The organism is Stutzerimonas stutzeri RCH2 (genome assembly GCF_000327065.1).
Taxonomy (GTDB): domain Bacteria; phylum Pseudomonadota; class Gammaproteobacteria; order Pseudomonadales; family Pseudomonadaceae; genus Stutzerimonas; species Stutzerimonas stutzeri_AE.
Genome location: NC_019936.1, coordinates 1,261,172 through 1,285,215 on the forward strand (window position 1 = coordinate 1,261,172; position 24,044 = coordinate 1,285,215).

The window sequence follows — 24,044 nt, forward strand, 5'->3', positions numbered from 1 at the left end:
TATGGAGATGTCATGAGCCTGAGCGCGGTGGTTGTGCTGGTGGTGCTGTTTCTCGTCGCCGCCTATGCGGTGATCCTCTACAACGGCCTTGTGCGGCTCAAGCATGGCGTCGGCAAGGCGTGGGCGAACATTGACGTGCTGCTGCGCCAGCGCCATGAAGAGCTGCCCAAGCTGGTGGAAACCTGTCGGCAGTACATGCAACACGAACGCAACACGCTGGAGCAGGTGATCAGCGCGCGCAACGCGGTGTCCAGTGCTCGGGAGCAGGGCGATGTCGGTGCGCTGGGACAGGCCGAGACCGGCCTGCGTGCTGGGTTGGGGCGGCTGTTCGCGCTGGCTGAGAACTACCCTGAGCTGAAGGCCAATGACAGTTTCCGCCATCTGCAACAACGCATCAGTGGGCTCGAAAGCGGCATCGCTGACCGCCGCGAGCTGTACAACGAGGCGGTAAACCTGAACAACGTGCGCATCGAGCAGTTCCCCGATGTGCTACTGGCCCGGGCGTTCGGCTTCAAGGAGGCCGCGCTGTTGCAGTTCAGCGAGGCGGAGAAGGCCGACGTCGATCTGAAGGCGCTGTTCGGCTGAAATGGATCTCGGCCAGTTTTTCAGCCTCGCGCTGGCTGCTGCGCTGTGCATCGGTGGTGCCTGGATCTGCATCGGGCGCTGGTCGCGCGCACGGCATCTGCTCGATACCCCGACGTCACGCATCCGCTCTGCGGCGCAGGGCTATGTCGAGCTGGTCGGCATTCTGCGTGAGCTGGGCGTGCCACAACCCACCGCGCCGCTTACCGATGAGCATTGCCTCTGGTGGCGCTACTGCATCGAAGAGTATCGCTCCAATGGCAAGCGCAGCAGCTGGAATGTGCTGGAGCGAGGCACCAGCGAGGCCTGGTTACGCCTGGCCGATGCCACCGGCGAGTGCCTGATCGACCCGCGTGGCGCCGATGTGCATCCTGCTTTTCGCAAGGTCTGGACCGGCAGCCTGCGCCACCCCCGTGGCGTCGCGCCAAGTGGCTGGCTGGGCCTGCTCAGTAGCGGCAAACGCTATCGCTACACCGAGGAACGGCTACACGACGGTGAACCGCTGTATGCGATCGGCGACTTTCGCACCACCGGCGGCGGTCGCCACGGCCTCGACCTGTCATCAGCCAAGCGTGAAGTGATCCGACAGTGGAAGGGTGACTACGCCGGTTTGCTGCAGCGTTTCGATAGCAACGCCGACGGGCAGCTCGACGAGCAGGAGTGGAATCGCGTCCACTTGGCCGCGCGGCTCGAGGCAGAGGACCGTCACCGCCAGAGCAGCGCTGCTCCGGAACAGCATCAATTGGCTCGCCCCAATGAAGCGCTGCCCTTCGTGCTGTCCAGTCATGGTGAGGAAGTCATTACCCGGCGTTTCTACTGGCAGGCAGCGGGAGGCGCGGCGATGTGCCTGGTGGGCGCCGTATGGCTGGCAATGCAGCTGGGTATAACCGCCTGGTAACCGCTAGCCGCCGCTCAGCGATTGCGCTTTTCGGCGATCCAGATGGTGTGGCGTGTGCCGCGGTTGCCATGAGCGAACACCTGCACTTCCTCGGCCTTGAAACCAGCCTTGGCAAGCTTGTCGGAGAAGGCCCGGTCGGCGCTGGCCGACCACACGGCGAGCACGCCGGACGGGCGCAGTGCGCGGGCGCAGGCGTTCAGACCATCCAGTGAATAGAGCCAGCTGTTGCTCTTCTGCGTCAGGCCTTCAGGACCGTTGTCCACGTCCAGCATGATTGCATCGAAGCCCTGAGGCTGCTGTTGCAGCAGTTCGGCGACGTCCTGATTGAGCACCTGGCTGCGGCGGTCGCGCACAGGATGTCCGGACTTCGCGCCGAGCGCGCCGTGGTTCCACTCGATCACCCCCGGCACCAGTTCCGCTACCAGTACCTCGGCATCAGGTCCCAAATGGCGCAGGGCGGAAGCCAGGGTAAAGCCCATGCCCAATCCACCGATCAGGACGCGTACCTGCGGCCGGCCGGCGATCCGCTTGCAGGGAATCTCCGCCAACGCGTCTTCCGAGCCGTGGGTACGCGTGTTCATCAGCTGGTTGCCGTTACCGCCCTGGATCTTGATGACGAAGTCATCGCCATATTCGAACAGGCACAGGGTGCCACCGGTGGGGATCGCAGCGGTGTCCAGAAGTACGAAACGTTTCATCGAGGGCTCGTCGCAGGCCGCGGATGGCGAAAAGGGGCGGGAAGTGTGGCCGAAGTCCCTGCGGCTGGCCAGCGTTTGGGCTCGTGAGCCAAATGATTAAGATGGCGAGGACTTGCTGACCTGATCTAGCGGAATTCGGAGTTGACGGCCCGGTCGAACGGCGCCGACTGGCGCAGCAGCAGGTCGAGATCGCGAGCCGGCAGCGGCTTGCTGTAGTAGTACCCCTGGCCCTCCTGGCACCCTTCGGCGATCAGGTAGGCTTCCTGCGCCGGCGTTTCAACGCCCTCGGCGATCACCGTCATGCCCAGGCTCTTGCCCAGCTGGATGACCGCTCGGACGATGGTCGCGCCTTCGTCCTGACCGATGTCCTGAACGAAGCTCTTGTCGATCTTGATCTTGTCCAGCGGCAGGCTCTTGAGATAGCTGAGCGAGGAATAACCGGTACCGAAGTCATCGATCGCAATCAGCGCGCCGGAACGCCGCAGGCTGTGCAGGTTGTTCGCCGCGGCGTCGATGTCCTCCATCAGCCCGGTTTCGGTGACCTCCAGCTCAAGGGTTTCTGCGGGCAGCTGATGCTTGTGCAGCAGCTCGCCGATCATCGCTGGCAGCTGCGGATGACGCAGTTGCACCGTGGAAAGGTTCACCGCCACGCGAAGGCCGGTATGACCCTGAGCGTGCCATTGACGCAGCTGGCTGCACGCCTGATCGAGCACCCACTGGCCGATCTCGATGATGCTGCCGTTCTGCTCGGCCAGCGGAATGAACAGATCTGGCGGTACCAGTTTGCCCTGCGGATGCTTCCAGCGAATCAGCGCCTCGACGCCGGTGATGCGGTTGTGCCGGTAGTCCACCTGCGGTTGGTAGACCAGATGAAACTCGTTGCGCTTGAGCGCTTCGCTGAGATCCTTCTCCAGCTCCCTGCGGGCGCGCATCTCGCTGTCGATACTGGCGACATAAAACTGGTAGCGGTTGCGCGAGCGGCTCTTGGCCAGGGTCATGGTCTGCTCGGCCTTCTGCAGCAGCTTCTCGGTGTTATCACCATCTTCCGGATAAAGCGTGATGCCGATGGTCGCACGCAGTCGAATCGGGTGGCCGTCCAGCTCGATCGGGTTCTCCAGATCGTCGAGCACCGCCTGGGCCAGCTCGGCGGCCTCGTAGGGTTGCTCGATGCCACTCAGTACCAGCACGAACTGGTCGCCGCCCAGTCGCGCCAGCGCGCCCAGGCGCGTCTCCGAGGCGCGTAAACGATCGGCCAGGGCCTGCAGCATGTAGTCGCCGGCCTGGTAGCTGTACTGCTCGTTGACGCCCTTGAAGTCATCAAGGCCCAGGCAGAGCACAGCGATACGTCGCTGCAGGCGGCGCGCTTCGTCGAGGATATGGTCGAGCTGGCTCTGCAGTTGCTGGCGGTTGGGCAGACCGGTCAGCGAGTCGTACTGGGTCAGGCGATGCAGGCTACTTTCGGCCTCCTGACGCAGGTGCATATTGTGTTCGATGGAGGCGAGCAGGCCGTTGGCTGTTTCCACCCAGAGGCCCAGCTCGTTGCGCTCGTGTCCCCTGATCATCGGCAGCTTGTGCTCGCCGGGCCGGTCGGGATTGATCTGCGCGAGGTGCTCGATGAGCTTGGTCAACGGACGGGTCAGCAGCCACTGGTAGATCAGAAAGAGCACAAAGCCGAGGGTCAGTGCGCGCAGGAGGCCAAGGATAAAGATGACGACGGAGTCGTTGACGAACTCCTGGCCATACTGGGCGGTGTCCAGCGTGATGCGCAGTTCGCCGTAGTACTCGTTGTAGGGCGGCTTGCCGATCAGCGGGATCGAGAATTGCTGGTCGCGACCAAGAATCGGATCGGTCAGCCAGCGGGTCGGCAGGCTGATGGGAGGTCTGATCTTCAGCGCCAGCATGCCTTCATCCGGATGACCGATCGATGCCATGCGAATCGATTCATGCTGAAACAGGCCTTCCATCACCTGGGCGCCCATCTCCCGGTCGAGACTGTAGATCGCCTGCGTGGAGGGGTCGCGCGTCATACGCAGGATGCGCTGGGCATCGGCCTCGATCAGCTGGCGCGTCTTGTACGCGCCGAAGATGATCTGCGCGCAGCTGAGTACCAGTCCTACCGCCAGCGCCGATAGCAGGACGACACGCAGGAGTTTACGCGACAGGCTATTGCGTATTTCCAGCTTCAAATGAAGGTCCTTTTCCGTGCCGACGCCCGGTCGCAGAAATGTTGATAGTCATTCGGCAATCGTCAAAGAGGCCGTTAACCCCGGGATTCGCAGCTTAAGCACGTGCGGCACCTCGCTGGATGCAAGGGCAATCCCGTATTACTAAGCAAAGATAGCGTATTGAATCATTTCACGGAGACATCCGTTGAGCACGAATACCAATCTATAGCGGCAGACCCGGGCCAAGCCTTAAATGAAAATGCCCGCGTGGGGGCGGGCATTTCATTACTGCGGTCTGGCTGCTTAGCCTGCGAAGTTCTTCGCGACGAAGTCCCAGTTGACCAGGTTCCAGAACGCTTCGACGAATTTCGGACGAGCGTTGCGGTAGTCGATGTAGTAGGCGTGCTCCCAGACGTCGCAGGTCAGCAGCGGCTTGTCGCCAGCGGTCATCGGGTTGCCGGCACCGATGGTGCTCGCCAGGCCGAGGCTGCCGTCGGACTTCTTGACCAGCCAGGCCCAGCCGGAGCCGAAGGTGCCGATAGCGGTCTTGGTGAACTCTTCCTTGAACTTGTCGAAGGAACCGAAAGAAGCGTTGATGGCCTCAGCCAGGGCGCCAGTCGGCTGGCCACCGGCGTTCGGCGCCAGGCAGTTCCAGAAGAAGGTGTGATTCCAGACCTGAGCGGCGTTGTTGAAGATGCCACCCGAAGAGGTCTTGATGATGCTTTCCAGATCCTTGCCTTCGAACTCGGTGCCCGGGATCAGGTTGTTCAGGTTGGTCACGTAAGCAGCATGGTGCTTGTCGTGGTGGAACTCGAGCGTCTCGGCGGACATGTGCGGCTCGAGAGCATTCTTTTCGTACGGCAGCGGCGGCAATTCGAAAGCCATGATGTATCTCCTACTCAGGTGTCGAGGATTGATGCGGCCAGCTGGAAGGAGCGTACGAGGCGTGCCGGACATTGCCGGTGAACAGGTGCGAATGCGCGTCCCGCCCTGACCTCTGTCGTTCCCTTCGCTCGCTACATGCTTGCGCAATCTCTGGCCGTTCACGGTCGGCCGAACAGACAGACTGAAGCCTTCCGCTCCATGTCTGCGAGCCAGCGATCATAGCACCCGACCTGCGGCAAAACCACGCGGCAACTGTATGGAATATAGGTTCCAGAGGGGTTGGCGGTGTGATGCCATCGGTTGCGAAAGACTGGCTGCGCCTTGCGTGGACCGCGTCACCTGCTCGGGCGTTCCTTGCGAGCTGCCAATCGGTGCGCGGTGGGATGCCGCGGGCAACGGCCTCAGCCAGCGAATGCCAGTTGCGTGGCGATCGCGAACATCATGGCCGCAACGCCAAGGTCGATCAGGCGCCAGGTCAGCGGACGCGCCAACCAGGGTGCAAGCCAGGCGCCACCGAGCGCCAGGGTCATGAACCACAGCGTCGACGCGCTGGCTGCGCCGAGCGTGTAGGCACCTGGCTCGGGTTGCTGCGCGCCGAGAGATCCGATCAGGACCACCGTATCGAGATAGACGTGGGGGTTGAGCAGGGTCACGGCCAGTGCGGCCAGCAATACCGCGCGCAGCGGACGCGGTTGTGCGTCGGCGCTGCGCAGACTCTGCGGCTTCGCCGCCCGGCGCAATGCCAGGGTGCCGTACCAGACCAGGAAAGCGACACCGCCCCAGCGAGTGATTTCCAGCAGCAGCGGATTGCTCGCCAGTACCGCCGCCAGACCAAACACGCCGACGCTGACCAGCAGTACGTCACAGACGATACACAGCGCGGCCACGGGCAGATGGTGTTCCCGACGCAGGCTCTGCGCGAGGACGAAGGCGTTCTGCGCGCCGATGGCCATGATCAACCCGGCCGCCACCAGTAGACCGTTGATATAGCTTTGCCAGATCGCATTCATGTCCGCACGCCTCGTTCGAATTCTGCTGGCGAGTCTGGTGACTGACGGTCTATAAGAGAAACAAATTATCGTCAGGTAGCATTAGGAAAGCTGATGTTCGATTACAAGCTGCTCGCTGCTTTGGCGGCGGTCGTGGAACAGGCGGGGTTCGAGCGTGCCGCACAGGCGCTTGGGCTTTCGCAATCGGCAGTATCACAGCGGATCAAGCTGCTCGAGGCACGTGTCGGGCAACCCGTGCTGCTGCGTGATGCCCCGCCGAGGCCGACCGAGCTGGGCCAACGCTTGCTCAATCATGTTCAGCAGGTGCGCCTGCTCGAGCGCGACCTGCAGGGCCAGGTCCCGGCGCTGGACGAGAACCGCTTGCCCGAACGGCTGCGGATCGCCCTCAATGCGGACAGTCTGGCTACCTGGTGGGCAGCTGCGGTCGCACCCTTCTGCGCCGAGCATCGGGTGTTGCTTGACCATGTGGTGGAGGATCAGGCCGTCGGTCTCAAAAGGATGCGGGCGGGCGAGGTGGCTGCGTGCGTATGCGCTGCGGAGCGCCCGCTGGCGGGTGCGCGTAGCCAGTTTCTCGGGGCGATGCGCTACCGTGCGCTGGCCAGCCCGGCGTTCATCAGTCGTCATTTCAAGCAGCTGCCAGCGGCGACGGATCTGGCGCGGGTACCGGCTGTGGTCTTTGGTCCGGACGATCAGTTGCAGCATCGCTACATGGCGTCAATCGGCGGCGGTGAGGCTTTCATCCACCATCTGTGCCCGTCTTCCGAGGGATTTGTGCGTCTGTTGCACAGCGGACTGGGCTGGGGGCTGGTGCCGGAGTTGCAGGTGCGCGGCGAACTTGCGCGTGGGGAATTGGTCGATGTGCTGTCCGGGCCGCCGATCGACGTGCCGTTGTACTGGCACCACTGGCGTAATGGCGGGCAGTTGCTCGATGAACTGACCCGGCATCTGGTGCATTGCGCCAGCGGCTGGTTGCTGGTCGATTGACAGCTTCAGGCGAGAACTCGCTGGCCCCGATAGATGCGCACGGTAGCACTGCCTGAGTTCCGCGACGGAGGCGGCGCAGGCGCCGGCAACTGATCGCTGAAGGCGGCGAGCTGGCGGCCGAGTTCGCGCGTCAGTTCGTCATTCGAGCGCACGCAGCCGGCCAGCATGGCCGATACCGCGTCCGGTTGATTGAGATGGATGTCGAGTTGCTGCTCATCGCGAAGTCTGCGTCGCAGGCTGCGCATGCAGTCGATAACCGCTTTGTTCAGCTCCATGCTGTGTTCCTCGTGATTGCCCTAAGGCCCGACATCCGTGTCGGAAGTGTCTATCCGCTGGCATGAGAGATAGAGCAAGCGGCGTACCAAGTCGTGCCCGACACCCGTCGAAAACCGGCGCAGCGCCGCGCAGGGCACAGCTGACGAGGTTTGTACCTTACCCATCGTGATTGGCCCGCGATGCGCAGGCGTCTCGCAGGAAGGCGAACTCGATGTTTTGTGCACCGTGATGCGTTTCACAGCCAGCGCCATGCTCTAACGCGGTGCATCTGGCTAGCAAGGCAGCCGTCGCTGATGGCTGCGTCCCGAATCGTTATACTGCGCGCTGTTTTTCGCTCCGCGCCATTGAAGGTACCCCATGCGCAACGATGCTCACGACGAACTGGACAATATCCCCAGCCTGACCGCAGGCCGTGATCGCGTGGAGCCCTATCCGGCGCCGGATCTCGAGCCGATTCGGCGTACGGCTGCCGAGCCTGTCGACGATGGTCGCTCACGGCAGAAGCGCCGCGCCGGTGGCGGTGGTGGTGGTGGTGGTGGTGGTGGTGGTGGTGGTCGAGCGAGCTCGGCGCCGCTTTGGGTCATGGTGCTGGCCTTGCTGATCAGCCTTGGCGCGCTTGGCTGGTGGAGCTACCAGAAGATCGCGATGCTGGAAATGCAGTTGGTCGCCACGCAGGAGAGTTTCGCCCGTATCAGCGAAGACGCCGCGGGGCGCCTGCAGGATATTTCCGGCAAGGTTGTCGCGACCGAGTCCAACGTGACCACCGAAAGCGAGGCCGTGAAGCTGCGCATCAAGCAGCTGGAGCAGCAGACCGTGGAGCTCGGCCGCAAGCAGCAGGCCTTCGCCACCGAGCAGCAGAGTCTGGCCGGTCGCCAGGGCAATCAGGATCAGCGTCTGGAAGAGCAGGGCAAACGTCTCGAGCGCCTGGGCAATGATCTTCAGACTCAGCAAGGCACCACGGCGTCTCTGGCGGAATCCGTCAAGACGCTGGGTAGCGAGCAGGCGTCGCTGAAGTCGACGCTGGATGAGCAGGCCAAGCTGGCGGGACGGATCGATAGCCTGAGCAAGGATGTGGCAACACTGAAGCAGGGCGGCAATCAGAATCAGGCGATCAGCCGTCTGGAGCAGGACATCCTGGTGCTGCGCAGCCAGCTGGACAACCGTCCGGCACCGAGCGCCGCCAACACCGCCGAGTTCGACTCCTTCCGGGCTCAGGTTACCCGTACCATCAATGCCATGCAGAGCCAGATCGCCAATCTGCAGGGGCAGATTGACGGTCGCTGACCCGCAGTTCGCCGCCGCGCCTGTCGCGGCGGCGGCTTATCCCTCCTCCGGCGAGTCCTGTTACAAATCCCAGGCCAGTGACAACCCCAGCCCCTGGTCGCGGTTGTCGTTGCCCCGGTAGTTATAGTTGGCGCGCAAGGACAGGCCTGGGTTCAAGCGGTGCGCCAGGCCAAGGCTGAAACGAGTCTGGTCGCCGGTCGGCATCGCTCCCGGCAGCTCGAAGCTGTTGCCTGGCACGCTGTTCAGCGACATGCGCAGATCTTTTCGATCCTCATCCTCTCGCTCCACCTCCCGCGCCACCTCGCCGAACAGCCGCGTGCGGTCCGTCAGCGCGTACTCGCCGAACAGCCCTAGCGACAGACGCAGCGATTTCAGCTCCTGGTCGTGGTAGCTCAGCGCGGTTGATCGCGCACCTTTCTCGCTGTAGCCGTCGACGTCGACCTTCTGGTAGCTCGCGCCGATAAAGGGACCGAACTGTAGCTGGTCGCCTGGCTGCATGAGATTGAAGCCAGCCTTGGCGGCCGCGCCCCATAGCGTGCCTTCGGTATCGCCTTTTTCCGCGCGTTCGGTGATGCCGAGGGCGAAGGTGCGCTTGAGGTCGTGGTAATCGAGGTAACCGGCGCTGAGGCTGAAGTCGGCGAACAGGCGTTGATGTTCGTAACGGGCGAAGGCCGTGGCCAGGTAGCTGCGCATGTCGTAATCGGAGTCGTTTCTTCCCAGTTCCAGAGAGTTTTCCGCCAGTCCCAGGCTAATGCCGGCCAGCCAGGCTTCGCTCAGACGCTGGGTAACACCCACGGACAGGCTCAGCCCATGACCGTCGCCGCCACCGTAACCATCGTACTCAGGTCGGTTGTAACCGCCTTGGACGAAGGTGCGCCAGGCACCGACCGCCTGCCAGTCGCCACGTTGGGCCGACAGTTCGTTATCCAGTTGCTGCAGGTGGGCGCGCAGCGCAGAGCGACCCATTTCCGGTAGCAGTGAGATTTCCCACGGGGCGGCGATGATCGAGTAGAGGTAGTCGGCGCTGATCTGATGAACTGCGGTGGTTGGATGGACGCCATCATTGAACATCAGGCGACTCGGGTCCGGCGCGGCGCCGCCGAGGCCGTAGGTCGGGTCCGGCAGGCAAGGGGTCGAAGATGAAGAGTCGAAGCAAACAGCGGTTTGCGCCACGTTCGGGTCGAAGCCGAATGCGGCCAGGTCAGCGCGTACCTCGGCGAGCAACAAACGGTTATTCACCAGCACGTAGTTGCCGCCTTGGGCCTGCAGGCGGCTAGCCAGCTCGGTATTGAACGCTGTACTCAGGCCATTCCAATAGTCGGTCACGTTATTAGCTGCGCCAAGCGGCGTGCTGCCGACATCGGGCAGATCGGAGACGATAATGTAGCGGGCCCCGGCGGCCTGCAGGGCTCGGACGCCCTCCGCCAGGTCGCGCGCTGCCGCGACCATGTCACGCCCCTGAAAGATGTCGTTGCCGCCGCCGTTCAGGTAGTAGAGGGCGTTGGCATCGGCGCGCGGGTTCTCAACCAGATAACCCAGCCTGGTGCGGGTCATGCCACTGATCGAGACGGTTGAATTTCCGTTGATCGAGTCGAGGATCTGGTCAGTTCGATAGCCGCCGACCGCATAGTTGGTGCCGTCTGGGTTGCCCGTCACAAGCGCCGGCAGCAGCGGTGTGGAAGGCAGCGATTGGAGGCCCAGCAGGCCAGCCAAACGCTGGGTGCCGACCTCGCCGCTGTATTCGCCAGCACCATAAGTCGGCCCGGTTCGGTTGGTGAAGCGCAAGCCACCGGTGGGCAGACCGCCGAGCGTTGGGCTTTGCAGGTCAGGGAAGTTGCCGGCATCACTCAACGAGTCGCCGAAGACGACAAACTGGCTGAACGGGCTGCTGTTTGCGGTAGCCGTTCCGGCCGCACAGGTGAGCAAAATGACTGCCGCAAGCGGTTTGAGAGCGCTCTGCACGGAGTATCTCCTTATTGTTTTTCTTGTGGATACGTCGCTCACGCAGACGCGGGCGACCTGGCTCACGCTAATGGCTGGAGCAGGTGCGTATAAGCGCTCGAAAGGGCGAATCGTTCTCGTCTGACGGCTAGTTCTTTTGGCGTACTGGCTATTTGCCTTCAGGTTTATTGCTTTGGCTCAAAGGATTTCACTGTCGAGCTGCGTACCATCCAGCGGCTTCGCTTGCGAGCCGGCTGGCTGGCGAATACCGCAGCGGCTGTTTAAAAGGGAATTGGAGGACCCGAGGTCGGCAGCTATCGACCCGGGCTGAGCAAAGAAAACCATCCCGACCTGGGAGCAAAACAATAAATGCCAGCGTTTCTCGATCTGTTACGTGACCGTCTGTCCTCGCTGCTGCCCAGCGAGTTGAAACCCAATGAGCTTCGTCATCTGCTCAGCCCGCGGCGCCATCCGCTGCTGCTGTGCCAGCGGCGCGCAACCTTGATCGTCAATCGCGTACGCCTGTTCGCCTTCCTTTTCGCCGTGCTGACGCCGTTGTGGAGTCTGATCGATCTGATGGTGTTTGAGCCCAAGCTGTGGGCGGCGCTGGCCGGGTTCCGGATGATGGCCTGCCTGGCGTTCACCTGCCTGCTGCTGTTCTATCGCCCGAGCGGCAACCTGTTGGATGCCTACCGTGCAATAGCGATCCTGTTCGCCATTCCAACTATCTTTTATATCGCCTCGCATACCCTGCTTGGCAGCTACCAGCTGGCGCAGTTCTCCGCGGTGGTCGGTGCCGGCTACGCATTTCTGCCGTTCGTGCTGATGGCGGGACTGACGATATTCCCGCTGACTCTGGTGGAGAATCTGGTGCTTTCCAGCCTGCTGCTGCTCGCCCAGGCGCTGGCTGGCTATCTCAGCTGGGCCACGCTCAACTGGCCATCGTTTGCCGGGGCGTTCTGGCTGCTGATCCTGATCGCCGGCGTCGCCAGCCTGGCCAGCATGAGCCAGCTGGCGTTCATGTTCGCCCTGGTACGCCAAGCTATCCGTGATCCGCTTACCGGGGTGTTCTCTCGCGGCAGCGGTGAGGAAATCCTCCGTTTGCAATGGGACAGCGCCCAGCGCAAGAACGGCGCGCTGGCCTTGGCCTTCATCGATCTCGACCACTTCAAGACCATCAACGACAACCATGGCCACGAAGCCGGGGATCAGGTGCTGCGCGAAGCGGCCAGACGGCTGGTCGCGGCCTTGCGTGCTTCCGACAGCCTGCTGCGCTGGGGCGGTGAGGAGTTTCTGTTGATCATGCCGGACACCGACATGCTGCAGGCGCGCCAGGCACTCGAGCGCATCGTTGGTCAGGGGCTGGGGCAGCGTCCGGACGGCGCGGCGCTGACGGCAAGTATCGGTCTGGCCGAACGGCGCTGCGATCAGGTCGCCGACTACCGCGATCTGCTGGAGCTGGCGGACAAGCGCATGTACCGCGCCAAGACAAGCGGGCGCAATCGCCTCTGCGTGATGGAGCCGGAAGCCCTGGAGCAGGGCACATTCGTACTCGGCGCCTAGCTGCGGCGGCAGGAAGATACCGGTTCGCGGCGGGCCGCTCAGCTGGCGTCAACCTTGAAGACATGGCGCAGATAACTAAGGAACGCGGCGTCGCGGCACATGGTCTTGCCCGGTGAATCCGACAGTTTCGCCACTGGCTGACCGTTGCAGCTGGTCATCTTGATGACCATGTTGGTTGGCTCGACCCCAGGGATATCGCAGGTAAGCCCGGTACCAATACCGAAGCTGGCGTGGGTACGCCCGGCCAGCGCGCGATGTATTTCCAGCGCCTTGGCGAAGTTCAGCCCATCGGAAAAAATCAGCTGGCGGGTTCGTGGGTCGATGCCCAGGCGCTGATAGTGCGCGATCGCTTTCTCGGCCCAGACCAGCGGATCACCCGAATCATGTCGCAGGCCGTCGAACAGCTTGGCGAAGTAGAGATCGAAGTCGCGCAGAAAGGCATCCATGGTGATGCAATCGGTCAGCGCGATCCCCAGCGCCCCGCGGTATTCGCGTACCCAGCAATCGAGTGCCGCGACCTGGCTGTCGATCAGCCGCGGGCCAAGTTGCTGGTGCGCCATGATCCATTCGTGGGCCATGGTGCCCATTGGCTTCACCTGCTGCACGCGCGCCAGGTGCACATTGCTGGTGCCGACGAAACGGCCCGGAAAATCCTGTTGCAGCCGTTCGACCACCATCGCCTGAACCGCGTAGGAGAAGCGCCGACGCGTGCCGAAGTCCGCCAGGGTGAAGTTCGCCAGTTCCTCGGCGCTAGCCTGGCTGCGTAGCCAGTTCAGCTTTTCGTTCAGCCGCTCGCTTGCCTGTTCCAGGGTTACCTGCGGGTAGCGCGCCCGGTTGCGTACCTCGCTGACGATGGCCAGTAGCGGCACTTCGAACAGAATCACATGCAGCCAGGGGCCACGCAGGTGCATCACCAGTTCGCCGTCCTCGATGTCGACGCGCAGGTAACGCAGGTCGAAGCGAAACAGGCCGAGGAAGCGGATGAAATCCGGTTGCATGTAAGGGATGCGTTCGAGATAGGCCAGCTCTTCGGGTGTGATTTGCAGCTCGGCAAGCGCTTCGATCTGCTGGCGGATCGCATCGAGGAAGGGCGTCAGATTCTCACCGGAGCGGCTGCGAAATGCCCATTCCACTTCTGCATTGGGGTAGTGATGCAGCACTGCCTGCATCATGGTCAGCTTGTAGAAATCAGTATCCAGCAGGCTCTGGATGATTCGTTCGGAGAATGCAGTGCTGCTCATCGATCACTCCAGATTCAAAGTCCGGTCTGATGATACGACAAACGGCATCAAGCGCCGGCTGCTTTTGCCGGACGTTTTTGATAGTTCAGCGGAATTTGGTGCTGGAAAACTGCGCATGCCTGTTTTGTTAGTTGCTGGTGAGTGCAAGGGTGATGATGTGATTTATATATTATTTTGATATCTGCATTTGCTTCGGGTGCAATTGCTCGGCTGCTAATTACTCCGCTGATCAGGAAGATAAAAATAACCAGGTATTAAAAAAGAAGGGCAGGTGCCAATCAGGCGCCTGCCCTTCTTTTACCGTCAGCGCTTAGCTGCTGCGGCCACCGCCGTGGCTGTTCTGGCCACCCTTGCGGCCGGCCTCGGAGGCCTTCTCGCGGTCGTTGGCGAAGTTTCCGCCACTGTTGTGACCGCCTTTGCGGCCAGCTTCGGATGCTTTCTCTTTATCGTTGGCGAAGTTGCCTGGGTTGTTATTTGCCATGTCTTTTTCTCCTCAAGTGGATAGAGACTTTCACAAAAGGGCTGAAGGAAAGAGATCAATCAGCCTTCACTGTGTCAGAGGGAGTCCGGCGGCAGGAGTTTCGAATAATTAAAATGCGTAGACGAATGGTTTTCCCCATGTCGAGTAGGACTATGGCGGAGTGAAATTACAAGCGAAGCGGGGGGATTAATATAGTAAGCAGACTTCTCCATATTTGGAGAACGCAGGCGTCCGTTTCAGGCCGCGAGTTTGCCGTTGCGCTCGGCCAGAAGCCGCATGACGTAGCCGATCTTCAATGCCGTAGGGCCGAGGATGACCAGCGCATGGGCCGCAACGATGCCGCCCAGCGCCAGGTGTTGGTCGAACAGGTAAGCACCGCTGATTCCTGCCAGTAGAAGCAGTACGCCAGCGATCATCAGGGCGTTGGCAGAACTCATCAGGCGCTGCGGGGCGAACGGGTGATAAAGCATGGCTGAATCTCCTTCGCGAGGAGGCTCGCAGCGAGCGAGCCTCGGGATGGATCAATCGAGGGCGGAAGCGGGGCCGAAGAACTCGTAGCGAGTCTGCTGCTCCGGCACGCCGAGGGCTTTCAGCTGACGGCGAACGGCGGCCATGAATGGCTTCGGCCCGAGGAAGTAGGCGTCGACATCACGGTCGGCAGGCAGCCATTCGGCAAGCTGACGTTCGCTGAGTCGGCCGACGGCATCCGGTGCAGAAGCCGTATTGGAATGTTCCTCGTAGCAGTAGAAGCGCTTGAGCTGCGCGTGGCGCTCGGCCAGCGCATCCACGCTGCGGCGAAACGCATGCACGCCAGCGTTGCGGGCACAGTGGATGAAGTGCACCGGCCGGGCGCTGGCCAGCGCCTGTTCCAGCATCGCCAGGGTTGGCGTAATGCCGACGCCGCCACTGATCAGCACCAGCGGCTTGTCGCCGGGTTGCAGGGTGAACTCGCCGGCCGGCGCGAACAGCTCCAGCGTTGCGCCTTTGGGCATGTCATGCAGCGCGTTGGATACCACGCCGCCAGGCTCGCGCTTGACGCTGATGCGGTACTCGCGGCCGTTGCTCGCGGCGGACAGGGAATAGTTGCGCCGCACTTCCTTGCCGTCGATCTCCAGGCGCAGGCCGATGTACTGGCCCGGGACAAAGTCCATCAACGGCCCGCCGTCCTCCGGCTGCAGGTGGAAAGAGATGATCTCGTCGCTCTCGACCACCTTGCGGGCGATGCGAAAACGTCGCGCGCCGCGCCAGCCACCGACGGCCTCGGCCTTGGACTGATAGAGCTGCTCCTCCTGGCCGATGAGGATGTCAGCCAGCTGCTGATAGGCGGCGCCCCAGGCATCGATCACCGCGTCGGTAGCGATTTCCTCGCCCAGTACTTCGCGGATGGCGCGCAGCAGGCAGGAGCCCACCAGCGGGTAATGTTCGGGCAACACCTGCAGGGCGACGTGCTTGTTGATGATCTGTGCGACCAGCGGACCGAGCGCTTCGAGGCGGTCGATATGCCTGGCGTACATCAGCACACCGTTGGCCAGGGCGCGTGGCTGCTCGCCGCTGGCCTGGTGGGCCTGGTTGAACAGTGGTTGCACCTCGGGGTGTTCGGAGAGCAGCAGCTTGTAGAAATGGTTGGTAAGGGCTTCGCCGCCGCTTTCCAGCAGCGGTACGGTGGCCTTGATCAGGGCGATCTGTTCAGCGCAAAGCATCTATGACTCCTCTGGTGGGAAAGGCGTCCGGTGATCGTGGTGCGATCACGAAACGTTCTACACAGGTGCTTTCAACAATCGTTCCAGGTTGAAATTGACTTAAATCAAGGTTTGCAGCGGATGAGGAGTAAAAAAGACCCGAACTTTTAAGGTCGCATGAACCATCAAAGGTTGTTTTTACCATTGCGCAGTAGCGAACCTCGGACGATGACGGCTTTCAAAACAAAGCATCCAGAACAAACCGCCAAACCGGAGAACGCCATGGAGACTTATCACATCACCCACGAAGAAGACCGTTGGGTGCTACGCGAAGAAGGCGACCAACGCGCGCTGCTCGAAGCGGGCAGCAGGCAGGACATCCTCGACGAGACACGCGACTACATGAAGCTGCGCACGGCGCTGGTCAAGGTACATGGCGAGGATGGCGAGGTTGCGGAAGAGCATCGCTACCCGCAGGAGCAAGACCCGCTGGCAACCGGAGGTTGAACTAGCGGTTGTGGCTGCGGTGCGGCAGTCGAATCAGCAGGCCCAGCCAGGTAGCCAGCAGAAAGGGCAGGGTTAGGGTCGGCAGGCCAAGGCTATGCAGAGCCAGCCACAACGCGATAGCGGCGAGCATGCCCAGTACCGGCAGGCTCCAGCCATCACGCCATTGGGCCAGCGCCAAGGCGGCCAGGGCCGGGTTGAAACCGGCCTGGCCATCGGACCAGGCGGCTCCGATCCAGCCGCCCACGACCATGCCCAGAGCCGAGCCAGCCAGCAGCCAGAGCGCATCGCGCCAGTTCGCCACGGCGACGGCCAGTACCAGGCTGGCCGCCGCAAGCCGATCATCGACGAATATCACCTGAGCGACGCCCAACAGCCAGGCACCGAGCAGCGCGCTGGTGTCTGGCGGTAGGTCGGTGGTTGCGGGTACGGGCGCGGGGGTTGCGGCCAGCAACGTGACGAACCCGATCAGGACGAAGGGAAGGGTGAATCCCGGGAGTCCACCGTGCTGACGCAGGCGGCCGAGCAGCCATGCCTGGAGCGGACAGCTGGCCAGCGAGGCGGTGGCGATCATGGCCAGGCTCACCGTCGACAGGCCGAAGAGATGGACCAGCAGTGCGCCGAGCAGCACGGCGTTATAGCCGTACAGGCCGTCTTCACGGTCGTCCGCAGAGTAGCCTAGCCAGATCGCGCCGCTGTGGGCCATGACGACGGCGAAAAGCGAACCGGCCAGCAACGCCGGATCGGCCACGGCCAGCGCGAGCATGATCAGGGCGCCACAGCCGGCATGCCGCTGCAGAAAAACCTGGGCAAAGGCATGCAGCAGGGGATGAAGTGCAACGGGAACACGCATCGGTGAAGTCCGGGCGAACGCAAGGGCGCTGGCCCGCATGGGGCCAGCGGCAGAAGGGCTATCGGTAGCTTGGCCGGGCAGGCGCCCGGCCGTGTCAGCTCAGCACTTCGATGCGCAGCGTGTTGGTGGTGCCGGGCTGGCCGAGAGGCACGCCAGCGGTGATCAGCACCGTGTCGCCGCTTTGCGCCATGCCCTGCGCACGCGCCAGTTCCAGGGCGTGACTGCTGACCTGTTCCATGTCGCGCATCGGCGCATCCACCACCGAATACACGCCCCAGGCCACGCTGAGTTTGCGTGCGGTGGCGACGCTTGGCGTCAGGCTGAGGATTGGCGTGGCCGGGCGTTCACGTGAGGCGCGCAGACTGGAGCGGCCGGATTCGGTGTAGTTGACCAGCACGGCAATCGGCAGGATGCCGCTGATGCGGCGGATCGCGCAGCTGATGGCATCCGGCAGGGTGGCCTCGGCGTTAGGCCGGTGCACGTCGAGCTGGGCCTGGAAGTCCGGGCCGCTTTCCACCTGACGAATGATCTTGCTCATCATGCTCACCGCTTCCAGCGGGTAGTCGCCGGAAGCGGTTTCCGCCGACAGCATCACCGCGTCCGCGCCCTCGGCAACTGCATTGGCCACGTCGGTGACCTCGGCGCGGGTGGGGGCCGGAGCGAAACGCATGGATTCGAGCATCTGCGTGGCCACCACCACCGGGCGGCCGAGCTGGCGGCAGATGCGCACGATGTCCTTCTGGATACGCGGCACGTTCTCGGCCGGCACCTCCACGCCCAGATCGCCGCGCGCCACCATGATCGCGTCGGACAGACGGGCGATTTCGCGCAGGTGCTGCACCGCCGATGGCTTCTCGATCTTGGCCATGAGAAAGGCGCGGTCACCGATCAGCTTGCGTGCCTCATGGATGTCCTGCGGGCGCTGGACGAACGACAGTGCGACCCAGTCGAAGCCCAGCTGCAGACCGAACGTCAGGTCGCGACGGTCCTTCTCGGTCAGCGGGCTCAGCTCCAGCACCGCCTCCGGCACGTTCACACCCTTGCGGTCGGACAGCTCGCCGCCGGCGACCACGCGGGTATCGATGGCCTCGGCATGGCGCTCGGTGACCGTCAGGCGCAAGCGGCCATCGTCGATCAGCAGCTGCATGCCGGGTTCCAGCGCGGCGATGATTTCCGGATGCGGCAGGTTGACCCGCTGGCTGTTGCCCGGGGTCGGGTCCAGATCCAGGCGAAAGGCCTGATCGCGTTCCAGGCGTACCTTGCCCTCGGCGAAGCGGCCGACCCTGAGCTTGGGCCCTTGCAGGTCCATGAGAATGCCGATCGGCTGGTTCAGCTCACGTTCGACCTCGCGAATCCAGGCGAAACGCTCGGCATGGTCGGCGTGCTCGCCATGGCTGAAGTTCAGGCGGAACAGGTTGACCCCGGCGGCGACCAGCGCCCGAACATCATCGATGCTGCGGGTAGTGGGGCCGAGGGTGGCAAGTATCTTGACCTTCTTGTCGGGTTTCATGGCGGGCTCGCTGGCAGGTGAGCGCCCTCGGTCTAGGCCGAGGGCGGCAGAATCAGGATGGCGCGGAAATCGTTGACGTTGGTGCGTGTCGGGCCGGTGACGATCAGGTCGTCCAGCGCGGCGAAATAGCCATAACCGTCGTTATTGGCCAGCGCATCGGCGGCGCGCAGGCCCAGGGTTTCGGCGCGGGCATAGCTGTCCGGCATCATCAGCGCGCCGGCGTTGTCTTCCGAGCCGTCGATGCCGTCGGTGTCGCCGGCCAGCGCATAGACGTTCGGCAGGCCTTGCAGGTTTTCGGTGAGGGCGAGCAGGAATTCGGCGTTGCGCCCGCCGCGGCCGTTGCCGCGCACGGTCACCGTGGTCTCGCCGCCCGAGAGGATCACGCAGGGGGCGGCGATCGGCTGGCCGTGCAGCACCACCTGACGGGCGATGCCGGCGTGCACCTTGGCCACCTCGCGCGCTTCACCTTCCAGATCACCGAGGATCAGCGGGGTGATGCCAGCGGCACGGGCCACCTCGGCCGCGGCATCGAGGGACTGCTGCGGCGTGGCGATCAGCCGGAAGTGGCTGCGCGAGAGCATCGGATCGCCCGGTTTCAGCGTTTCCGAGCGTGGGTCTTCGAGCCAGGCGCGCACGTTGGCCGGCACCTCGATGTGATAACGCTCGAGAATTTCCAATGCCTGCTCCGATGTGGTCGGATCAGCCACGGTGGGACCGGAGGCAATCACCGTTGCCTCGTCACCGGGCACATCGGAAATCGCATAGGTGTAAACGCTCGCTGGCCAGCAGGCCTTGGCCAGACGTCCACCCTTGATCGCCGAAAGGTGCTTGCGCACGCAGTTCATCTCGCCAATGTGCGCGCCGGAGCGCAGCAACGCCTTGTTGATCGCCTGCTTGTCGGCCAGCGAGATGCCTTCGGCCGGCAGTGCCAGCAGCGAGGAGCCGCCGCCAGATAGCAGGAAGATCACCCGGTCGCTCTCCTCGAGGTTGCTGACCAGCTCCAGCACGCGGCGGGCAACGCGCTCGCCGGCATCGTCCGGGACCGGGTGGGCGGCTTCCACCACTTCGATACGCTTGCAGTCGGCGTGATGTTCGTAGCGGGTCACCACCAGCCCGGAGAGTTCGCCTTCCCAGACCTTCTCGATGGCTTCGGCCATGGCCGCAGCCGCCTTGCCGGCGCCAATGACGATGGCCCGGCCGCTGCGGTCTTCGGGCAGATGGTCGGCGAGCACGTGGCGCGGGTGGGCGGCCTCGATGGCGCTGTCGAACAACTGGCGCAACAGGGCTTGTGGGTCGAGGGTCATCTGAAGCTCCTTGTATGAGGTCTGCAACCGATTCCAGACCTCAGGGCTCGCCAATGCAAGCGCTAAGGTCTGCAATTGAAATCGACCCGCCCGGCAGTCGGGCCGTGACTCCTTGTGCCGGGCGAATCGAAAAGGTGCCGTCTGGTGACGGCGGTCGGGCTGAGGGACGCAGGTCATGCTGGTCGTGGGGAGACGCGATGATTCCGACCTGGCGAACCGCTAACCCGACCCTTTGAGCGCGCTGCGTGAGGCTTCACGACTACCCACCACCTGGTCTGTCTGTCCCTGAAGGTGGGGTCGCTGGCCCATTGCAGCGTGCTCGAAGGCTTTACTCCTTGCGGATCGAGAAGTTGGCCATGTGCTCCAGGCCCTTGATCAGTGCCGAGTGGTCCCAGCCGCTGCCGCCGATGGCTGCGCAGGTGCTGAACACCTGCTGGGCGTTGGCGGTATTGGGCAGGTTCAGGCCCAGCTCGCGGGCGCCAGCCAACGCCAGGTTGAGGTCCTTCTGGTGCAGGCTGATGCGGAAGCCCGGATCGAAGGTGCCCTTGATCATGCGTTCACCGTGCACCTCGAGGATCTTCGAGCCGGCGAAGCCGCCCATCAGCGCCTCGCGCACCTTGGCCGGGTCGGCACCGTTGCGTGCGGCGAACAGCAGGGCTTCGGCCACCGCCTGGATGTTCAGCGCGACGATGATCTGGTTAGCCACCTTGGCGGTCTGGCCGTCGCCGTTGCCGCCGACCAGGGTGATGTTCTTGCCCATCGCCTGGAACAGCGGCAGGGCGCGGGCGAAGCTTTCTTCGCTGCCGCCGACCATGATCGACAGCGTTGCGGCCTTGGCGCCGACTTCACCGCCCGATACCGGTGCGTCGAGGTACTGGGCGCCGGTGGCGTTGATTTTCTCGGCAAAGGTCTTGGTGGCGCTGGGTGAGATCGAGCTCATGTCGATCACCAGCTTGTTCGGGCCAACACCTTCGGCGATGCCGTTTTCGCGGAACAGCACGTCCTCGACATGCGGAGTGTCCGGGACCATGACGATGATGAACTCGGCTTCCTGGGCGACTTCCTTCGGGTTGGCCAGGGCGACTGCACCGGCCTCGATCAAAGCTGCCGGAGCGGCGTCGTGATGCGTGGACAGAAAGATGTCGTGGCCTGCCTTCTGCAGGTTCTGAGCCATGGGTAAGCCCATGATGCCGGTGCCGATAAATCCGATCTTAGCCATGAGTAATCTCCTTCAATTCGATTCAGTTCGGGTCAGATGGCGTTGTGGCTCTTCAGCCAGCCAAGGCCTGCTTCGGTGGTGGTGGCCGGCTTGTACTCGCAGCCGACCCAGCCTTGGTAGCCGATACGGTCCAGGTGCTCGAACAGGAAGTGGTAGTTGATCTCGCCGGTGCCCGGTTCGTTACGGCCTGGGTTGTCGGCCAGCTGGATATGGTTGATCGCGTCCAGGTTGGCTTCGATGGTCCGCGCCAGGTCTCCCTCCATGATCTGCATGTGGTAGACGTCGTACTGCAGGAACAGGTTGGGGTGACCGACCTTGCCGCGGATCTCCTGCGCCTGGGAGGTGTTGTTGAGGAAAAAGCGCGGGATGTCGCGGGTGTTGATCATCTCCATCACCAGGCGGATGCCAGCCTCTTCGAGCTTCTGCGCGGCATAGCGCAGGTTCTCGATAAAGGTCATTTCCAGCTCGCCGAGATCGGCGCCACGCGGGGCGATGCCGGCCAGGCAGTTGACCTGGGTATTGCCGAGCACCTTGGCATAGGCGATGGCCTGGTCGACGCCGGCGCGGAACTCCTCGACCCGCTCCGGCAGGATGGCGATACCGCGCTCACCGCTTGCCCAGTCGCCGGCCGGCAGGTTGAACAGCACCTGGGTCAGCTTGTTGGCGTCCAGCCGGGCCTTGATCTCCTCGGCCGGGTAGTCGTAGGGGAACAGGTATTCGACTCCGGTAAAGCCGGCTGCGGCAGCGGCGGCGAAGCGATCGGTGAAGTCCTGCTCGGTGAACAGCATCGACAGGTTGGCGGCAAAGCGGGGCATGGTTCTCTCTCCTGATCTGTAGGGATCAAATTCGGTTCTGCATTACGGTGGTGTGGTGACCACCCTGGGTGTTGCGTTGCGGTGGATATGCTTCGCGATACCCACCCTACGGTTGCACTGCACTGCACTGCACTGGCGTGGCGTAGGGTGGAAAACCGCGAAGCGTTTTCCACGCGTGTGGGTGATGCCTAATCCAGCAACCCAACCGCCGTCGGCGCATCCTCGCGGCGCTCGGCCAATGGCTCGAACTCGTTGATGGCGTCGATCTCGGTGCCCATGGCGATGTTGGTCACTCGCTCGAGGATCACCTCGATCACCACCGGCACGCGGTACTCGGCCATCCAGGCCTGGGCCTGTTCGATGGCCGGGCGCAGGTCTTCCTGGCGAAACACGCGGATCGCCTTGCAGCCCAGGCCCTCGACCACCGCGACGTGGTCGACGCCGTAGCCTTCCATGCCGCTCTGGTCGGCATTGATGTTCTCGAAGCCGAGCTGCACGCAGTAATCCATCTCGAAACCGCGCTGCGACTGGCGGATCAGGCCGAGGTAGGCGTTGTTCACCAGGATGTGGATGTACGGCAGCTTGAACTGCGCACCCACCGCCAGCTCCTCGATCATGAACTGGAAGTCGTAGTCGCCAGACAGAGCCACCACCTTGCGTGTTGGGTCCGCCGCGACCACACCCAGCGCTGCCGGAATCGTCCAGCCGAGCGGGCCGGCCTGGCCGCAGTTGATCCAGTGGCGCGGCTTGTAGACATGCAGGAACTGCGCGGCGGCGATCTGCGACAGGCCGATGGTGCTGACGTAGCAGGCGTCCTTGCCGAACGCGTTGTTCATGCACTGGTACACGCGCTGCGGCTTCATCGGCACGCTGTCGAAGTGCGTCTTGCGCAGCATCGTGCGCTTGCGCTCCTGGCAGTCGGCGGCCCATGGCGTACGGTCCGGCAACTGGCCCGCCGCTTTGCGCTCCTTGGCGACTTCGACGAACAGCGCCAGCGCAGCGCCGGCATCGGAGGTGATGCCGAAGTCCGGCGAGAACACCCGGCCGATCTGGGTTGGTTCGATATCCACGTGCACGAAGGTGCGGTCCTTGGTGTAGACCTCGACCGAGCCGGTGTGGCGGTTGGCCCAGCGGTTGCCGATGCCGAGCACGAAGTCCGAAGCCAGCATGTTGGCGTTGCCGTAGCGGTGGCTGGTCTGCAGGCCGCACATGCCGGCCATCAGCGGATGGTCATCCGGAATCGAGCCCCAGCCCATCAGCGTCGGGATCACCGGCACGCCCACGGTCTCGGCGAATTCCACCAGCAGCGCTTCGGCACCGGCGTTATAGATGCCACCACCGGCGACGATCAGCGGACGCTCGGCGGCGCAGAGCATGTCGATGGCTTTCTCGATCTGTTTGCGGGTGGCTGCCGGCTTGTAAACGGCAAGCGGCTCGTAGGTCTCGATGTCGAACTCGATCTCGGCCATCTGCACATCGAACGGCAGGTCGATCAGTACCGGCCCCGGACGGCCCGAACGCATCACGTGGAAGGCCTGCTGGAATACGCGCGGCACCAACGCCGGCTCACGCACGGTCACGGCCCACTTGGTCACCGGCTTGGCGATGGACTCGATATCCACGGCCTGGAAATCTTCTTTATAGAGGCGAGCACGCGGCGCCTGGCCGGTGATGCAGAGAATCGGAATGGAGTCGGCCCAGGCGGAGTAGAGGCCGGTGATCATGTCGGTACCGGCCGGGCCCGAGGTGCCGATGCACACGCCGATGTTGCCGGCCTTGGTGCGGGTGTAACCCTCGGCCATGTGCGAGGCGCCTTCGACGTGGCGGGCCAGAATGTGGCGGATGCTGCCGTCGGCACGCAGGGCGGAATACAGCGGGTTGATCGCGGCACCGGGGATGCCGAAGGCGGTGTCGATGCCTTCCTTGCGCAATACCGCGACGGCGGCGTCGATTGCTCTCATGCGGGCCATTGTTCTTCCTCCTGATTCTTGGAATCACGATCTGCTGCGCGTCGGCCCTGCTGCGTTAAAACCAGGCTCGGAATGCTCATTTGCACCAGCAAACTCCGCTTCCTCGCCTGCTTTTGCCTTGCAGGTCTCTAGCTCGCTAGATCGTGGCTGTCTTTTTATTCGATAGTTTTTCTACGTGGATC

23 protein-coding genes are annotated in these 24,044 nt (G+C 63.1%); 7 read left to right on the forward strand and 16 right to left on the reverse strand.

All coding sequences use genetic code 11. From position 1 onward, the window contains the following. Positions 1-12 precede the first annotated feature (12 nt). Together PSEST_RS05650 and PSEST_RS05655 are read left to right on the forward strand one after the other, a co-directional pair. Positions 13-585 carry a LemA family protein gene (locus PSEST_RS05650; protein WP_015276045.1) on the forward strand — a complete coding sequence of 191 codons (573 nt, stop codon included), beginning with the start codon at positions 13-15 and terminating at the stop codon, positions 583-585. Position 586: 1 nt separating this feature from the next. Further along, the gene (locus tag PSEST_RS05655; protein ID WP_015276046.1) at positions 587-1,480 is read left to right on the forward strand and encodes a GIDE domain-containing protein; all 894 of its coding nucleotides are present in this window, start codon (positions 587-589) and stop codon (positions 1,478-1,480) included. 14 nt (positions 1,481-1,494) lie between these two features. On the opposite strand, the gene PSEST_RS05660 is transcribed toward PSEST_RS05655, so the two are convergent. From PSEST_RS05660 to PSEST_RS05675, 4 genes are all read right to left on the reverse strand, one after another. Continuing rightward, positions 1,495-2,178 (reverse strand): spermidine synthase, encoded by a 684-nt coding sequence (locus tag PSEST_RS05660; RefSeq protein ID WP_015276047.1) that lies wholly within the window; start codon positions 2,176-2,178, stop codon positions 1,495-1,497. 125 nt (positions 2,179-2,303) lie between these two features. After that, on the reverse strand, positions 2,304-4,364 hold the full coding sequence (locus tag PSEST_RS05665) for a putative bifunctional diguanylate cyclase/phosphodiesterase (protein ID WP_015276048.1): 2,061 nt from the start codon (positions 4,362-4,364) through the stop codon (positions 2,304-2,306). Positions 4,365-4,646: 282 nt separating this feature from the next. Further along, positions 4,647-5,228: a superoxide dismutase gene (locus PSEST_RS05670; protein ID WP_015276049.1), complete on the reverse strand. Its 582-nt coding sequence runs from the start codon at positions 5,226-5,228 to the stop codon at positions 4,647-4,649. A gap of 401 nt (positions 5,229-5,629) precedes the next feature. Further along, positions 5,630-6,238 (reverse strand): LysE/ArgO family amino acid transporter, encoded by a 609-nt coding sequence (locus PSEST_RS05675; RefSeq protein WP_015276050.1) that lies wholly within the window; start codon positions 6,236-6,238, stop codon positions 5,630-5,632. Between the two features lie 93 nt (positions 6,239-6,331). Here PSEST_RS05675 and PSEST_RS05680 point away from each other — a divergent pair, with 93 nt between their 5' ends. Then, the gene (locus PSEST_RS05680) at positions 6,332-7,222 is read left to right on the forward strand and encodes a LysR family transcriptional regulator ArgP (protein ID WP_015276051.1); all 891 of its coding nucleotides are present in this window, start codon (positions 6,332-6,334) and stop codon (positions 7,220-7,222) included. Positions 7,223-7,227: 5 nt separating this feature from the next. Here PSEST_RS05680 and PSEST_RS05685 read toward each other — a convergent pair whose 3' ends face one another. After that, positions 7,228-7,497 carry a hypothetical protein gene (locus tag PSEST_RS05685; protein WP_015276052.1) on the reverse strand — a complete coding sequence of 90 codons (270 nt, stop codon included), beginning with the start codon at positions 7,495-7,497 and terminating at the stop codon, positions 7,228-7,230. A 358-nt stretch (positions 7,498-7,855) separates the two neighbouring features. On the opposite strand from PSEST_RS05685, the gene PSEST_RS05690 reads away from it, so the two are divergent. After that, the gene (locus PSEST_RS05690; protein WP_015276053.1) at positions 7,856-8,782 is read left to right on the forward strand and encodes a hypothetical protein; all 927 of its coding nucleotides are present in this window, start codon (positions 7,856-7,858) and stop codon (positions 8,780-8,782) included. 60 nt (positions 8,783-8,842) lie between these two features. Here PSEST_RS05690 and PSEST_RS05695 read toward each other — a convergent pair whose 3' ends face one another. Next, positions 8,843-10,744, reverse strand: coding sequence for an autotransporter domain-containing SGNH/GDSL hydrolase family protein (locus tag PSEST_RS05695; protein WP_015276054.1), 1,902 nt, complete (start codon positions 10,742-10,744; stop codon positions 8,843-8,845). 348 nt (positions 10,745-11,092) lie between these two features. Between PSEST_RS05695 and PSEST_RS05700 the strand changes: the two genes are divergently transcribed. Then, a complete protein-coding gene (locus PSEST_RS05700) occupies positions 11,093-12,286 on the forward strand; it encodes a sensor domain-containing diguanylate cyclase (protein ID WP_015276055.1) in 1,194 nt (397 codons plus the stop codon). 38 nt (positions 12,287-12,324) lie between these two features. Here PSEST_RS05700 and pncB read toward each other — a convergent pair whose 3' ends face one another. Next, positions 12,325-13,527 (reverse strand): nicotinate phosphoribosyltransferase, encoded by a 1,203-nt coding sequence (gene pncB, locus PSEST_RS05705; protein ID WP_015276056.1) that lies wholly within the window; start codon positions 13,525-13,527, stop codon positions 12,325-12,327. Between pncB and PSEST_RS22080 the strand changes: the two genes are divergently transcribed. Beyond that, on the forward strand, positions 13,517-13,705 hold the full coding sequence (locus PSEST_RS22080; protein ID WP_157372378.1) for a hypothetical protein: 189 nt from the start codon (positions 13,517-13,519) through the stop codon (positions 13,703-13,705). The genes pncB and PSEST_RS22080 overlap by 11 nt on opposite strands. Positions 13,706-13,837: 132 nt before the next feature. Here the strand turns inward: PSEST_RS22080 and PSEST_RS05710 are convergent, their stop codons facing one another. The 3 genes from PSEST_RS05710 to hmpA form a co-directional block, all read right to left on the reverse strand. Continuing rightward, on the reverse strand, positions 13,838-14,008 hold the full coding sequence (locus PSEST_RS05710) for a general stress protein (protein WP_003294664.1): 171 nt from the start codon (positions 14,006-14,008) through the stop codon (positions 13,838-13,840). A 236-nt stretch (positions 14,009-14,244) separates the two neighbouring features. Then, a complete protein-coding gene (locus PSEST_RS05715) occupies positions 14,245-14,478 on the reverse strand; it encodes a hypothetical protein (RefSeq protein WP_015276057.1) in 234 nt (77 codons plus the stop codon). A 51-nt stretch (positions 14,479-14,529) separates the two neighbouring features. Then, the gene (gene hmpA, locus PSEST_RS05720) at positions 14,530-15,708 is read right to left on the reverse strand and encodes an NO-inducible flavohemoprotein (RefSeq protein ID WP_015276058.1); all 1,179 of its coding nucleotides are present in this window, start codon (positions 15,706-15,708) and stop codon (positions 14,530-14,532) included. Between the two features lie 261 nt (positions 15,709-15,969). Between hmpA and PSEST_RS05725 the strand changes: the two genes are divergently transcribed. Beyond that, positions 15,970-16,194: a DUF2188 domain-containing protein gene (locus PSEST_RS05725; protein ID WP_015276059.1), complete on the forward strand. Its 225-nt coding sequence runs from the start codon at positions 15,970-15,972 to the stop codon at positions 16,192-16,194. Between the two features lies 1 nt (position 16,195). On the opposite strand, the gene PSEST_RS05730 is transcribed toward PSEST_RS05725, so the two are convergent. From PSEST_RS05730 to gcl, 6 genes are all read right to left on the reverse strand, one after another. After that, complete coding sequence (locus PSEST_RS05730; protein WP_015276060.1) at positions 16,196-17,044, reverse strand: urea transporter; 849 nt, start codon at positions 17,042-17,044, stop codon at positions 16,196-16,198. Positions 17,045-17,138: 94 nt separating this feature from the next. Further along, a complete protein-coding gene (gene pyk / locus PSEST_RS05735; protein ID WP_015276061.1) occupies positions 17,139-18,554 on the reverse strand; it encodes a pyruvate kinase in 1,416 nt (471 codons plus the stop codon). A gap of 32 nt (positions 18,555-18,586) precedes the next feature. Further along, a complete protein-coding gene (locus tag PSEST_RS05740) occupies positions 18,587-19,858 on the reverse strand; it encodes a glycerate kinase type-2 family protein (protein ID WP_015276062.1) in 1,272 nt (423 codons plus the stop codon). A gap of 328 nt (positions 19,859-20,186) precedes the next feature. Continuing rightward, positions 20,187-21,077, reverse strand: coding sequence for a 2-hydroxy-3-oxopropionate reductase (locus tag PSEST_RS05745; RefSeq protein WP_015276063.1), 891 nt, complete (start codon positions 21,075-21,077; stop codon positions 20,187-20,189). A 32-nt stretch (positions 21,078-21,109) separates the two neighbouring features. Further along, on the reverse strand, positions 21,110-21,892 hold the full coding sequence (hyi, locus tag PSEST_RS05750) for a hydroxypyruvate isomerase (protein WP_015276064.1): 783 nt from the start codon (positions 21,890-21,892) through the stop codon (positions 21,110-21,112). A 188-nt stretch (positions 21,893-22,080) separates the two neighbouring features. After that, positions 22,081-23,862, reverse strand: a complete 1,782-nt coding sequence (gcl, locus tag PSEST_RS05755) for a glyoxylate carboligase (protein WP_015276065.1) — start codon at positions 23,860-23,862, stop codon at positions 22,081-22,083. Positions 23,863-24,044: the final 182 nt, after the last annotated feature.

Bases quoted from the DNA above. Each gene is read 5' to 3' on its own strand.
- PSEST_RS05650 (WP_015276045.1), top strand. From the start codon at position 13: ATGAGCCTGAGCGCGGTGGTTGTGCTGGTGGTGCTGTTTCTCGTCGCC.
- PSEST_RS05655 (WP_015276046.1), top strand. From the start codon at position 587: ATGGATCTCGGCCAGTTTTTCAGCCTCGCGCTGGCTGCTGCGCTGTGC.
- PSEST_RS05660 (WP_015276047.1), bottom strand. From the start codon at position 2,178: ATGAAACGTTTCGTACTTCTGGACACCGCTGCGATCCCCACCGGTGGC.
- PSEST_RS05670 (WP_015276049.1), bottom strand. From the start codon at position 5,228: ATGGCTTTCGAATTGCCGCCGCTGCCGTACGAAAAGAATGCTCTCGAG.
- PSEST_RS05675 (WP_015276050.1), bottom strand. From the start codon at position 6,238: ATGAATGCGATCTGGCAAAGCTATATCAACGGTCTACTGGTGGCGGCC.
- PSEST_RS05680 (WP_015276051.1), top strand. From the start codon at position 6,332: ATGTTCGATTACAAGCTGCTCGCTGCTTTGGCGGCGGTCGTGGAACAG.
- PSEST_RS05685 (WP_015276052.1), bottom strand. From the start codon at position 7,497: ATGGAGCTGAACAAAGCGGTTATCGACTGCATGCGCAGCCTGCGACGC.
- PSEST_RS05690 (WP_015276053.1), top strand. From the start codon at position 7,856: ATGCGCAACGATGCTCACGACGAACTGGACAATATCCCCAGCCTGACC.
- PSEST_RS05700 (WP_015276055.1), top strand. From the start codon at position 11,093: ATGCCAGCGTTTCTCGATCTGTTACGTGACCGTCTGTCCTCGCTGCTG.
- pncB (WP_015276056.1), bottom strand. From the start codon at position 13,527: ATGAGCAGCACTGCATTCTCCGAACGAATCATCCAGAGCCTGCTGGAT.
- PSEST_RS05710 (WP_003294664.1), bottom strand. From the start codon at position 14,008: ATGGCAAATAACAACCCAGGCAACTTCGCCAACGATAAAGAGAAAGCA.
- PSEST_RS05715 (WP_015276057.1), bottom strand. From the start codon at position 14,478: ATGCTTTATCACCCGTTCGCCCCGCAGCGCCTGATGAGTTCTGCCAAC.
- hmpA (WP_015276058.1), bottom strand. From the start codon at position 15,708: ATGCTTTGCGCTGAACAGATCGCCCTGATCAAGGCCACCGTACCGCTG.
- PSEST_RS05725 (WP_015276059.1), top strand. From the start codon at position 15,970: ATGGAGACTTATCACATCACCCACGAAGAAGACCGTTGGGTGCTACGC.
- PSEST_RS05730 (WP_015276060.1), bottom strand. From the start codon at position 17,044: ATGCGTGTTCCCGTTGCACTTCATCCCCTGCTGCATGCCTTTGCCCAG.
- pyk (WP_015276061.1), bottom strand. From the start codon at position 18,554: ATGAAACCCGACAAGAAGGTCAAGATACTTGCCACCCTCGGCCCCACT.
- PSEST_RS05740 (WP_015276062.1), bottom strand. From the start codon at position 19,858: ATGACCCTCGACCCACAAGCCCTGTTGCGCCAGTTGTTCGACAGCGCC.
- PSEST_RS05745 (WP_015276063.1), bottom strand. From the start codon at position 21,077: ATGGCTAAGATCGGATTTATCGGCACCGGCATCATGGGCTTACCCATG.
- hyi (WP_015276064.1), bottom strand. From the start codon at position 21,892: ATGCCCCGCTTTGCCGCCAACCTGTCGATGCTGTTCACCGAGCAGGAC.
- gcl (WP_015276065.1), bottom strand. From the start codon at position 23,862: ATGGCCCGCATGAGAGCAATCGACGCCGCCGTCGCGGTATTGCGCAAG.